The 13,927-nt window shown below is 74.3% G+C and carries 2 protein-coding genes; both read left to right on the top strand.

The features are described 5' to 3' along the window. Window position 1: 1 nt before the first annotated feature. The gene (locus VF092_04070) at window positions 2–9,385 is read left to right on the top strand and encodes an amino acid adenylation domain-containing protein (protein ID HEX6746468.1); all 9,384 of its coding nucleotides are present in this window, start codon (window positions 2–4) and stop codon (window positions 9,383–9,385) included. Further along, window positions 9,382–13,927: amino acid adenylation domain-containing protein (locus VF092_04065; protein HEX6746467.1), on the top strand; the 4,546-nt coding region annotated here is incomplete at its 3' end. The genes VF092_04070 and VF092_04065, both read left to right, overlap by 4 nt.

The following is a 13,927-nucleotide window of genomic DNA, read 5'->3' as shown; positions in this document are numbered from 1 at the left end:
CCTGGCGCGCGGGCCGCTGATCCGCGCGCGGCTGGTGCGGCTGGCGGCCGACGACCACGTGCTGCTGGTGACCCTGCACCACATCGTCTCCGACGGGTGGTCCATGGGCGTGCTGGTGAACGAGATCAGCGTGCTGTACGGCGCCTTCTCGCGCGGCGAGGGCGATCCCCTCCCCGGGCTGCCCGTGCAGTACGCCGACTACGCGGCGTGGCAGCGGCGCTGGGTGTCGGGCGAGGTGCTGCAGCGGCAGGCGAACTTCTGGAAGGAGACGCTCTCCGGCGCGCCCGAGCTGCTGGAGCTGCCCACGGACCGCGCGCGCCCCGCGCGGCAGGACCATGCCGGGGCCTCGGCCGAGGTGGAGCTGGACGAGGAGCTGACCGCAGGGCTCAAGTCGCTGAGTCGCCGGCACGGCACCACGCTGTTCATGACCGTGCTCGCCGGGTGGGCCGCGGTGCTGGCGCGGCTGTCGGGCCAGGAGGACGTGGTGGTGGGCACGCCCAGCGCCAACCGCGGCCGCGCGGAGATCGAGGGGCTGATCGGCTTCTTCATCAACACGCTGGCGCTGCGCGTGGACCTCTCCGGCTCGCCCACCGTCGAGGAGCTGCTGGGGCGGGTGAAGGGGCGGGCGCTGGGGGCGCAGGCCAACCAGGACATCCCCTTCGAGCAGGTGGTGGAGCTGGTGCAGCCGACCCGCAGCCTGGCGCACGCGCCGCTCTTCCAGGTGATGTTCTCCTGGCAGAACGCGTCGGACGGCCGGCTGGAGCTTCCCGGCCTCGGGACGGGAGGCGTGGGCTCGGCGGGTGCGGCGTCGGAGGCGCCGGCGAAGTTCGACCTGCTGCTCTCGCTCGAGGAGGCGGGCGGGCGCATCGCCGGGAGCCTGACCTGGGCGACGTCGCTGTTCGAGCGGGCCACCGTCGAGCGCCACCTGGCGTACCTGCGCCGGGTGCTGGAGGGGATGGTCGCCGACGACCGTCGGGCCGTGGACGCACTCCCGCTGCTGCCGGAGGCCGAGCGGCGGCTGGTGGTGGAGGAGTGGAACCGGACGGAGGCGGACTACCCGGCCGGGGCGTGCATCCACGCGCTGTTCGAGCAGCAGGTGGAGCGCGCGCCCGGCGCGGTGGCGGTGGAGTTCGCGGGTGAGCATCTCACCTACGCGGAGCTGAACCGGCGGGCGAACCGGCTGGCGCACCACCTCGTCGGCCTGGGCGTGGGGCCGGAGGCGCGCGTGGCCATCGCGCTGGAGCGCGGCGCCGAGCTGATCGTGGCCATGCTGGGGGTGCTCAAGGCCGGCGGGGCGTACGTCCCGCTGGACCCCGCCTACCCGGCGGAGCGGCTGCGCTTCATGCTGGAGGACAGCGCGGCGGCCGTGCTGCTGGCCCGGCGCGATCCGGGGCCCGGCCTGCGGGACGCGCTGCTGGCCGGCCGCACCCGGGCGGTGTGGCTGGACGAGGCGGCCGAAGCCATCTCGCGCGAGCCGGATACGAACCCCGGCGTCGCGAGCGCGCCGGGACAGCTCTGCTACGTGGTCTACACCAGCGGGAGCACGGGACGGCCGAAGGGCGTGGCCGCGGAGCACCACGAGGTGGTGCACCTGGTCCGCGACACCGACTACGTGGCGTTCGGTCCGGGCGACCGCGTGGCGCAGGCCTCGAACGCCAGCTTCGACGCCCTGACCTTCGAGGCCTGGGGCGCGCTGCTGGGCGGGGCCACGCTGGTGGGGATCCCCAAGGAGGTGCTGCTCACGCCGGCCGCCTTCCGCGACGTCCTGCGCGAGGAGCGCATCACCACGCTCTACCAGACCACCGCGCTGCTGAACCTGCTGTCGCGCGAGCAGCCCGACATCTTCTCCACGCTGCGCGAGGTGCTCTTCGGCGGGCAGGCGGTGGAGGTGGAGAGCGTGCGCCGCGTGCTGCGGGGCGGCAAGCCGCAGCGGCTGGTGCACGTCTACGGCCCCACCGAGGTCATGGCCTGGTGCAGCTGGGAGGACGTGCGCGAGGTGGCCGAGGGGGCGCGGACGGTGTCGGTCGGGCGGCCGATCGCGCGGATGCGGATGTACGTGCTCGACCGGCGGCTGGAGCCGGTGCCGGTGGGCGCGGCGGGCGAGATCTACGTGGGCGGCCCGGGCGTGGCGCGCGGGTACCTCGACCGTCCGGGGCTGACGGCGGAGCGCTTCGTGGCCGATCCGTTCGGGGGCGAGCCGGGGGCGCGGCTCTACCGCACCGGCGACCTGGGGCGGTGGAAGGCCGACGGCACGCTGGAGTTCGTGGGGCGCACCGACGAGCAGGTGAAGATCCGGGGCTTCCGGATCGAGCTGGGCGAGATCGAGGCGCGGCTGGCCGGGCATCCGGGGGTGAACGAGGCCGTGGTCGTCGCCCGCGAGGACGTGCCGGGCGAGCAGCGGCTGGTGGCGTACTGGACGCCGGCGGAGACCGGCGTGCCGGCGGAGAGCGAGGCGCTGCGGTCCTCCCTCTCGGCGGCGCTCCCCGACTACATGGTGCCGGCGGCGTACGTGCGGCTCGACGCGCTGCCGCTGACCCCGACGGGCAAGCTGGACCGCCGGGCGCTTCCCGCGCCCGAAGGTGACGCGCTGGTGACGCGCGGCTACGAGGCGCCGGTGGGGGAGACCGAGCAGGCGCTGGCGGAGGTCTGGTCCGAGCTGCTGCGCGTGGAGCGGGTGGGCCGCCGCGACCACTTCTTCGAGCTGGGCGGCCACTCGCTGCTGGCCGTCCGCGTGATCTCCCGCGTTCGCCAGGTGCTGGGCGCGGAGGTGGCGCTCGGCGACCTGTTCGAGCGCCCGGTGCTGGCGGATCTCGCGCGCACCATCGAAAGCGCGGCGCGCACCGAGCTCCCGCCGATCGAGCGCGTGGATCGAGGCGGGCGGCTGCCGCTCTCCTTCGCGCAGCAGCGGCTCTGGTTCCTGGAGCGGATGGGGGACCTGGGCAGCACGTACCACGTCCCCACGCGGCTGCGGCTGGGAGGGGAGCTGGACCGGGCGGCGCTGCGGCGTGCGCTGGACGCGATCGTGGCGCGCCACGAGGCGCTGCGCACGACGTTCGTGGAGGTGGAGGGCGAGCCCGCGCAGCGCATCACCCCGGTGGAGGAGAGCCGGTTCCTTCTCGCCGAGCACGACCTGGGCGGCGATCCCGAGGCGCAGTCCGGGCTGCGGCGGCTGCTGGGTGAGGAAGCGCGCGCGCCCTTCGACCTGGCGCGGGGGCCGCTCATCCGCGGCCGGCTGATCCGGGTGGCGGAGGACGAGCACGTGCTCCTCGTCACCATGCACCACATCGTCTCCGACGGGTGGAGCATGGGGGTGTTCACCCGCGAGCTGAGCGCGCTCTACGGGGCGTTCCGCCGCGGCGAGCCCGATCCCCTCCCCCCGCTGCCGGTGCAGTACGCGGACTACGCGGCGTGGCAGCGGAAGTGGGTCGACGGCGAGGTGCTGCGGAAGCAGGCGGAGTACTGGAAGGCGGCGCTCGCCGACGCGCCCGAGCTGCTGGAGCTTCCCACCGACCGTCCGCGTCCCGCACGGCAGGACTACGCCGGCGGCACGGTGTGGATCGACCTGGGCGAGGAGCTCACGGCCGCGCTGAAGGCGCTGGGCCAGCGCCGCGGCACCACGCTCTTCATGACCGTGCTGGCCGGGTGGGCCGCCGTGCTCGCCCGGCTCTCGGGTCAGGACAAGGTCGTCGTCGGCACGCCGAGCGCCAACCGCGGCCGCGCGGAGATCGAAGGGCTGATCGGCTTCTTCGTGAATACGCTGGCCCTGCGCGTGGACCTCTCCGGCTCGCCCACCGTGGCGAAGCTGCTGGAGCAGGTACGGGCGCACGCACTGGAGGCGCAGCAGAACCAGGACATCCCCTTCGAGCAGGTGGTGGAGCTGGTGCAGCCGACCCGCAGCATGGCACACGCGCCGCTCTTCCAGGTGATGTTCTCCTGGCAGAGCGCGTCGGAGGGCGGGCTGGAGCTTCCCGGCCTCCGGGCGGGAGGCGTGGGCCCGGCGGGCGCGGCGCCAGAGGTGGCGGCGAAGTTCGACCTGTCGCTCTCGCTGGTGGAGGCGGGCGGGCGCATCGTCGGGAGCGTGGAGTACGCGACGGCGCTCTTCGACCGGGAGACGGTCGAGCGCTACCTGGCGTACCTGCGCCGGGTGCTGGAGGGGATGGTCGCCGACGAGCGTCAGGCCGTGGACGCGCTCCCGCTGCTGCCGGAGGCCGAGCGGCGCCTGGTGCTGGAGGAGTGGAACCACACGGAGGCCGGGTATTCGCGCGGGCTGTGCATCCACGAGCTGTTCGAGGCGCAGGTGCGGCGGACGCCGGACGCCGTGGCCCTGGTGCACGCGGACGAGGCGCTGACCTACGCGGAGCTGAACGCGCGCGCCAACCGGCTCGCGCGGCGGCTGGTGGCGCTCGGCGCCGGCCCGGAGCGGATCGTGGCGCTGGCGCTGGAGCGTGGGGTGGAGATGGTGGTCGCGCTGCTCGCCGTCAACAAGGCCGGCGCCGCCTTCCTCCCGGTCGACCCGGCGTACCCCGCCGAGCGCCGGCGCTGGATGCTGGAGCGTTCCGCCGCCCGCCTCATCCTCACCACCTCCGCGCTCGCCGCCGATCTCCCGGCGACGCAGGCGCCCGTCGTCGCGCTGGACCGGGTCGCGGCGGAGATCGAGGCCGAGGACGACGAAAACCTTTCGGTTGATGTAGATGCGGAGAACGCCGCCTACGTGATCTTCACCTCGGGATCGACCGGGCGGCCGAAAGGCGTGGTGGTGCCGCACCGGGGGATCGGGAACCTGGCGGCGGCGCAGCGCGAGGCGTTCGGGGTGGAGCCGGGGGGACGCGTGCTGCAGTTCGCCTCGTTCTCCTTCGACGCCGCCGTCGCCGAAGTCGCGCACACGCTCCTCTCCGGCGCCGCGCTGGTGATGGCGCGCCCCGGGCAGGCCGGCCCCGAGCTGCTGGCGCTGATGCGCGACGAGGCGGTCACCGTCGCCACGCTGCCGCCCGCGCTCCTGGCCGCGCTCCAGGCGGACGAGCTGCCGGCGCTGCGCACGGTGGTCTCCGCCGGCGAGGCCGTCTCCGCCGACGTGGTGGCGCGCTGGGGCGCGGGACGGCGGTTCGTGAACGCCTACGGCCCCACCGAGACCACCGTCTGCGCGACGGTCTCGATCGACCCATCCCCCAGCGGACGTCCACCCATCGGGAAGCCGATCGCGAACGTGCGGGTCTACGTGCTCGACGCGCGGATGCAGCCGGTGCCCTTCGGCGTGCCGGGCGAGCTGTACGTGGGGGGCGTGGGCGTGGTGCGCGGCTACCTCGGCCAGCCGGGGCAGACGGCGGAGCGCTTCGTCCCCGATCCGTTCGGCGGCGAGCCGGGGGCACGCCTGTACCGGACGGGAGACCTGGCCCGGTGGCGTACCGAGACTACGAGTGCGGAAGTGCATGAGTGCGGAAGTGCGCTGGATTCGCACGAGGGCCAACGCACTCCCGCACTTCCGCACTCCCGCACTGCAGTTCTGGAGTTCCTGGGCCGCAACGACTTCCAGGTGAAGATCCGCGGCTTCCGCGTGGAGGTGGGCGAGATCGAGGCGCGGCTGCTGGAGCATCCGCAGGTGCGCGAGGCGGTGGTGACCGCGCGCGAGGATGCGGCCGGCGACAGGCGGCTGGCGGCGTATTACACGAGCGACGCCGTTCTCGAGATCGAACCGCTCCGCGCTCACCTGGGCGCGCGCCTCCCCGAGCACATGGTGCCGGCGGCGTACGTGCGCCTGGAGGCGCTGCCGCTGACGCCCAACGGCAAGCTGGACCGCAAGGCGCTCCCCGCCCCCGAAGGCGACGCGTACGCGCGGCGCGGCTACGAGGCGCCGGTGGGCGAGACCGAGCGGGCGCTGGCGGAGATCTGGGCCGAGCTGCTGGGGGCGGAGCAGGCAGGCCGGTGGGACCACTTCTTCGAGCTGGGCGGCCACTCGCTGCTGGCGACCCGCGTCGCCGCGCGCGTCCGCCAGGTCTTCGGCGTGGACCTCCCGATCCGCGCCGTCTTCGAGCGGCCGGTCCTCTCCGAGCTCGCGGCCGAGATCGACCAGCTCCGCGGCACCGGCGCGGCGGCCGACGACGCCATCGCCCCCGCCGCGCGCGAAGGCGACCTGCCGTTGACGTTCGCGCAGGAGCGGCTCTGGTTCGTGGACGCGCTGGACCCGGGGAGCCCGGCGTACGCCATCCCGTTCTCGTACCGCATCACCGGCGCTCTCGACGCCGAGGCGCTCCGCCGCGCGCTGGCCGAGCTGGTGCGCCGCCACGAGCCGCTGCGCACCACGCTCCCGGCCGTCGACGGCGTTCCCGTGCAGCGGATCGCCCCGGCCCCGGCCGACTTCGACCTGCCGGTCGCCGACCTGCGGCACCTCCCCGAGAGCGAGCGGCGGGCCGAGGCCGGGCGCCTGGCGGCCGAAGCCTCGGGGCACCGGTTCGACCTGGCGCGCGGGCCGCTCTTCCGCGCGTCGCTTGTCCACGTGGCCGACGCCGAGCACCACCTCCTCCTCAACCTCCACCACGTCATCGGCGACGGGTGGACGGTGGGAGTGCTGAAGGAGGAGCTCTCCGCGCTCTACGGCGCCTTCTCGCGCGGCGAGCCGTCGCCGCTGCCGGAGCCCGCGCTGCAGTACGCGGACTACGCGGCCTGGCAGCGCGAGCACCTGTCCGGCGCCGCGCTGGAGCGGCAGGTGGAGTTCTGGCGGCGCGCGCTGGAGGGCGCTCCGGCGCTCCTGGAGCTGCCGACCGACCGTCCCCGGCCGCCGATGGAATCGCACCGCGGCGGGGTCGAGCACCTGCTCGTCCCGTCCGGCCTGGCGGCGGAGGTGAACGCGCTGGCCCGGCGCGAGGGCGCCACGCTGTTCATGGTCCTCCTCGCCGCGCTGGACGTGGTGCTCGGGCGCCTGGCCGGGCAGGAAGACGTCGTGGTCGGGACGCCGATCGCGGGGCGGACGCGGGCGGAGACCGACCGGATGGTGGGGCTCTTCCTCAACTCGCTGGCGTTGCGGACCGACCTCTCGGGCGACCCGAGCTTCCGCGAGCTGCTGGGGCGGGTGCGCGAGACCACGCTGTCCGCGTACGCGCACCAGGAGCTTCCCTTCGAGCGGGTGCTGGAGGAGGTGCGCCCCGAGCGGAGCCTGGCGCACGCCCCCGTGTTCCAGGTGATGCTCAACCTCCTCAACTTCCAGGAAGGCGCCTTCAGTGCCGACGGCCTGGAGGTGGCGGGGGGCGGCACGGACGGCGAGGCGGCCAGCAAGTTCGACCTCACGCTGTACGTGGAGGAGCGGGGCGGGGGGATCGCCGTCTTCCTGGTCTACGCCGCCGACCTCTTCGACGCGCCGCGGATGCGCGGGCTGCTGGCGCAGCTCGAAGGCGTGCTCCGCCAGTCCGTGGCCGCGCCGGAGACCCGCGTGGGCGCGCTGTCGCTGGCGACGGAAGCGGCGCGCGGCGTCCTTCCCGATCCGGCCGAGCCGCTGGACGAGAGCTGGCGCGGCGCCGTGCACGAGGCGTTCGCCGCCCACGCGGTGAAGGATCCGGAAGCGCTGGCCGTCGAGGACCCGCGCGAGCGGTGGACGTACGCCGAACTGGACGCGGCGACGGACCGCATCGCCCGCAGGCTCGCCGACCACGCCGTCGGAACCGGCGACGTGGTGGCGATCACCGGCCACCGCAGCGCCGCGCTGGTGCGCGCGCTGGTGGGGACGATGAAGAGCGGCGCGGCCTTCCTCGTCCTCGATCCGGCCTACCCGGCGGCCCGCCTGGCCGAGTACGTCCGCATCGCGCGCCCCGCCGCGCACCTCCACCTCGCCGCCGCGGGCGACCTCCCGCGCGAGGTGGCGGCGCTGCTCGACGCCACCATCCGCACGCGCGTGGTCCTCCGGCCGCGCGGCGACGCACCGGCGGAGGACGTCGACGGCCTCGGTGCGGCCGGCGAGGCGCCGCGGATCGACATCGGCGCCGATACACTCGCCTACCTGTCGTTCACGTCGGGGACGACGGGGACGCCCAAGGCGGTGATGGGGCGGCACTCGTCGCTCACGCACTTCACGCCGTGGCTGGCGGCGGAGTTCGGGCTCGCGGCGTCCGACCGCTTCAGCCTCCTCTCCGGCCTGGCGCACGACCCGCTGCACCGCGACGTCTTCACCCCCCTCCAGCTCGGTGCGGCGGTCGTCGTGCCGGAGCCGGACGAGATCGGGACCCCCGGCTACCTCGCCCGGTGGATGCGCGAGGCGGGGGTCACCGTGGCGCACCTGACCCCGGCGATGGGCCAGCTCCTGGCCGGCGCGTCCGAGGGCGAGCGGATCGATTCGCTGCGCCGCGCCTTCTTCGTGGGCGACGTCCTCCGCCGCGCCGACGTGCAGCGGCTGGTCGGCCTGGCGCCGGTCCTGACCGTCGTCAACTACTACGGATCGACCGAGACGCAGCGCGCGGTCTCGTACCACGTGGTCGATCCCGCAGCCGAGCAGAAGGAGATCATCCCCCTCGGACGCGGGATCCCCGGGGTGCAGCTCCTGGTTCGCAACGCCGCGGGCGAGCTGGCCGGCGTGGGCGAGGTGGGCGAGATCTGGCTGCGCTCGCCGCACCTGGCGGCCGGCTACCTGGACGACGCGGCGCTCTCGGCGTCGCGCTTCGTGGTCAACCCGTGGACGGGAGAGCCGCGCGACCGGCTCTACCGCACCGGCGACCTGGGCCGCTACCGCCCCGACGGCGAGGTGGAGCCGCTGGGGCGCGCCGACCAGCAGGTGAAGGTGCGCGGCTTCCGCGTGGAGCTGGGCGAGGTGGAGAGCGCCCTGGCGTCGCATCCGGCGATCCAGGAAGCTGCGGTGATCGCGCGGGAGGTGGAGGGCGGCGACCGGCGGCTCGCCGCCTACTGGGTCGCCTCGGGCGAAGGCGCCGACGGGCCCGATGCCGCCGCGCTCCGGGCGCACCTGAAGGCGCTGCTGCCGGAGTACATGGTCCCGTCGGCCTGGGTGCGGCTGGAGGCGCTGCCGCTCACGCCGAACGGGAAGCTGGACCGCAAGGCGCTGCCGGCCCCGGAGGGAGACGCGTACGCGTCGCGGGAGTACGAGGCGCCGGTCGGGAAGATCGAGGTGGCTCTCGCGGAGATCTGGACGGAGCTGCTGAAAGTGGAGCGGGTGGGCCGGAGGGACCACTTCTTCGATCTGGGCGGCCACTCCCTGCTGGCGACGCAGGTCGTCTCGCGAGTGCGGCAGGTGCTGGACGTCGAGCTCGCAGTGGCCGCTGTGTTCGAGAAGCCCGTGCTCGCGGAGCTCGCCGAACGGATCCTGGAGCTGCGGCTCGCCCGGTTCGACCCCGAAACCCTCGCACGGCTCGCGCAGCTCGTTCGCCAGCCCGGCGCGGAGACCGTGCCATGACGAACCCTTCGACCGCCGAGCGCGTGAAGCTCCCCGGGGCCATCGCTCCCCTGCAGGCCGCGGCGGAGTACTGGAAGACGACGCTCTCCGGTGCGCCCGGGCTGCTGGAGCTGCCCACCGACCATGCGCGTCCGGCGCGGCAGGACCGCGCCGGCGGCAGCGTGGGGGTGGAGCTGGACGAGGAGCTGAGCGCCGGGCTCGAAGCACTCTCGCAGCGGCATGGGGCCACGCTGTACATGACGCTCCTGGCCGGCTGGGCGGTGGTGCTGAGCCGGCTTTCGGGGCAGGCGGACGTGGTCATCGGTACGCCGGCGGCAGGCCGCGGGCGCCGGGAGATCGAGGGGCCGATCGGCTTCGTCGCCAACACCCTGGCGCTGCGCGTCGACCTCTCCGGCGCGCCCACCGTGGCGGAGCTGCTGGAACGGGTGAAGGAGCGGGCGCTGGAGGCGCAGCGGCACCAGGACATCCCCTTCGAGCGGGTGATGGAGCTGCTGCAGCCGGCGCGCAGCCTGTCGCACCACCCGCTGTTCCAGGTGACGTTCGCGTGGCGGAACACGCCCCGCGGGGACGGGCTGTCTCCTCCGGCGGTGGAAGTGTGCGGCGACCTCGCCGGCGACGTGGATGGTGTGGGCCCGGAATCCTCGCACGTACAGGCGAAGTTCGACCTCTCCCTCGCGTTGGGCGAAAGGGAGGGGCGGATCGCCGGCAGCGTGACGTATGCGACCGCGCTCTTCGAACGGGCGACGGTGGAGCGCTGGGTCGGCTACCTGCGCCGCGTGCTGGAAGGGATGGTGGCGGACGAGCGGGGGAGCGTGGAGCGACTGGAGCTGCTCCCCGATGCCGAGCGGCAGCTGGTGGTGGAAGAGTGGAACGCCACCGATGCCGCGTTCCCCGCCGGCGCGTGCGTCCACGAGCTCTTCGAAGCCCAGGTGGAGCGGACGCCGGGCGCGGAGGCGGTGTGGTTCGAAAGGGAGCGTCTCACCTACGCGGAGCTGAACGCGCGCGCCAATCGCCTTGCGCACCACCTCCGCGCGCTGGGCGTGGGCCCGGACGCGCGGGCGGCGCTCTGCGTGGAGCGCGGGGTGGAGATGGTGGTGGCGATGCTGGCCGTGCTCAAGGCCGGCGGAGCATACGTGCCGCTGGATCCATCGTATCCGGACGAGCGGCTGCGCTACATGCTGTCCGACAGCCGTCCCGCGGTGCTGCTGGCGTCGCGGCCGCAGGCGGCGCGGTTCGCGGCGGCCGGCGTGCCGGTGCTCGACCCCGCCGACGAAGCGGCGTGGGCGCATCTCCCTGCCGCCGATCCGCGGCCGGCGGGGCTCACGCCCGACCACCTCGCCTACGTCATCTACACCTCGGGGAGCACGGGACGTCCCAAGGGCGTGACGGTGCCGCACCGCGGCGTGGTGAGCCTGCTGGCCGACGTGCAGCGTCGCGCGCCGATCGGCGAGGGCGACGGGTGCAGCCTGTGGACCAGCACCAGCTTCGACGTCTCGGTCTACGAGATCTTCTCCGCGCTGCTGGCCGGCGGGCGGCTCTGCATCCCGCGCGAGGAAGCGAGGCTGGAGGCGGGCGCCTTCCTGGACTGGATGGAGGCGCGCGAGGTCGGCAGCGCCTACCTGCCGCCGTACTTCCTCCCCGAGCTGCGTGAGCGCGTTTCGCGATCACCCGATCGCATCCGTCTGCATCGCTTGCTCGTCGGCGTCGAGCCCATCCCCGAGCCGCTGCTGGCGGAGATCCGGCGGAGCGTTCCCGGGCTGCGGATCGTCAACGGCTACGGGCCCACGGAGACCACCATCTGCGCCACCCTCCACGACGTGCCCGATACGGCAGGTGGCGAGCGGGTGACGCCGATCGGCGCGCCGGCGGCCAACACCCGCGTGTTCGTGCTGGACGGGCGGATGCGGCCGGTGCCGGTCGGCGTCGTCGGCGAGCTGTACGTGGGGGGCGTAGGGGTGGCGCGCGGCTACCTGGACCGCCCGGCGCTGACGGCGGAGCGCTTCGTCCCCGACCCGCTCTCGGGCGAGCCGGGCGCGCGGCTGTACCGCACGGGCGACCTGGGCCGATGGCTGCCGGAGGGGGCGCTGGCGTTCGCCGGCCGCACCGACGCGCAGGTGAAGATCCGCGGCTTCCGCGTGGAGCCGGGCGAGATCGAGGCGCAGCTGGTGGAGCATCCGGCGGTGCGAGAGGCCGTCGTCGTGGCGCGAGAGGACGCGCCGGGCGAGAAGCGGCTGGTGGCGTACTACCTGGCCGACGAGCCGGTCGCCGTGGAGGCGCTGAAGGCGCACCTGGCCGAGCGGCTCCCGGAGCACATGGTGCCGGCGGCGTACGTGCGGCTGGACGCGATGCCGCTCACGCCCAGCGGCAAGGTGGACCGCCGCGCGCTCCCCGCGCCCGACGCGGACGCGTTCGCCGTGCGCGACTACGAGGAGCCGGTAGGGGAGACGGAGCAGGCGCTGGCGGAGATCTGGTCGGAGCTGCTGGGCGCGGAGCGCGTCGGGCGCCGCGACCACTTCATCGAGCTGGGTGGACACTCGCTCGTGGCGGTGCGCGTGGTCTCGCGCGTGCGGGAGGCGCTGGGCGTGGAGGCCCTGGCGGGCGACCTGTTCGAGCGCCCCGTGCTGGCGGACTTCGCGCGCGGGCTGGAGACCGCCGCGCGCGCCGATCTCCCGGCCATCGTTCCCGCGGAGCGCGGCGGGCGGCTGGAGCTGTCGTTCGCGCAGCAGCGGCTGTGGTTCCTGGAGCAGCTGGGCGGCACCGGCGCGGCGTACCACATCCCGATGAGCCTGCGCTTGCAGGGCGAGCTGGACCGCGGCGCGCTGGTCCGCGCGCTGGACCGCATCGTCGCGCGCCACGAAGCGCTGCGGACGACCTTCCCCGCGGTGGATGGCGAGCCGTTCCAGCGCGTCGCCGCGGTCGAGGAGAGCGCGTTCCATCTGGTGGAGCACGACCTCCGTGCCTCGGCGGACGCGGAGGACGAGCTGCGCCGCCTGGTGCAGGACGAGGCGAGCGCGCCGTTCGACCTGGAGCACGGCCCGCTGATCCGTGGGCGCCTGGTGCGGATGGCGGCGGACGACCACGTGCTGCTGCTGACGATGCACCACATCGTCTCCGACGGCTGGTCGATGGGGGTGCTCTTCGGCGAGCTCTCCGCGCTCTACGCCGCCTTCGCCCGCGGCGAGCCCGATCCGCTCCCGCCGCTGCCGGTGCAGTACGCCGACTACGCCGCGTGGCACCGCCGCTGGGTGGAAGGGCCCGTGCTGGAGGCGCAGGCGGACTACTGGCGCGAGACGCTCGCGGGCGCGCCGGAGCTGCTGGAGCTTCCTGCCGACCATCCGCGCCCGGCGCGGCAGGATTTCGCGGGTGCGTCGCTGAAGGTGGAGCTGGACGAGGCGCTGACCGCGGCGCTCAGGACGCTGGGGCAGCGGCACGGTGCCACCCTCCACATGACGCTGCTCGCCGGATGGGCGGCCGTGCTCGCCCGGCTGTCGGGCCAGGATGACGTCGTAGTCGGCACCCCGAGCGCCAACCGCGGGCGGAGCGAGATCGAGGGTCTGATCGGCTTCTTCGTCAACACCCTGGCGCTGCGCGTGGACCTCTCGGGCGCGCCCACCGTGGCGGAGCTGCTGGGGCGGGTGAAGGAGCGCTCCCTGGGCGCTCAGCACCACCAGGACGTTCCCTTCGAGCAGGTGGTGGAGCTGCTGCAGCCGGTACGCAGCCTGGCGCACAGCCCGCTCTTCCAGGTGATGTTCGCGTGGCAGAACGCGCCGGACGGCACACTGGAGCTGCCGGGGCTGCAGTCCGCGGCCGCGCCGGCCTCCGCGCAGGAGAGCGCGAAGTTCGACCTTACGCTGGCCCTCGCCGAGAGCGGGGATCGGATCGTGGGGGATCTGAACTACGCCACCGCGCTCTTCGACCGGGCGACCGTGGAGCGGCACGTGGGCTATCTGCGCCGCGTGCTGGAAGAGATGGCCGCGGACGACACGCAGCCCGTCGATCGACTTGAGCTGCTCCCCGCGGAGGAGCGGTGCAGCGTGGTGGAGGAGTGGAACGCGACCGATGCGGCGTATCCCCGCGAGGCGTGCGTCCACGAGCTCTTCGCAGCCCAGGTGGAGCGGACGCCGGCCGCTGTCGCCGTGGAATACGAGGACCGGGCGCTGGCGTACGCCGAGCTGAACGCGCGCGCCAATCGCCTGGCGCACCACCTCCGCGCGCTGGGCGTGGGTCCGGACGCCCGGGCGGCGCTCTGCGTGGAGCGCGGGGTGGAGATGGTGGTGGCGATGCTGGCCGTGCTCAAGGCCGGCGGAGCGTACGTGCCGCTCGATCCATCGTACCCGGACGAGCGGCTGCGCTACATGCTGTCCGACAGCCGTCCCGCGGTGCTGCTGGCGTCGCGGCCCTTGGCGGCGCGGTTCGCGGCGGCCGGCGTGCCGGTGCTCGACCCCGCCGACGAAGCGGCGTGGGCGCATCTGCCCGCCGCCGATCCGCGGCCGGCGGGGCTCTCGCCCGACCACCTCGCCTACGTCATCTACACCTCGGGGA

It is taken from the genome of Longimicrobium sp. (genome assembly GCA_036377595.1).
In the GTDB taxonomy this organism is placed as follows: Bacteria; Gemmatimonadota; Gemmatimonadetes; order Longimicrobiales; family Longimicrobiaceae; genus Longimicrobium.
Note: the sequence above shows the minus strand (reverse complement) of the source record. Positions and strands in the feature narration are given on the sequence as shown.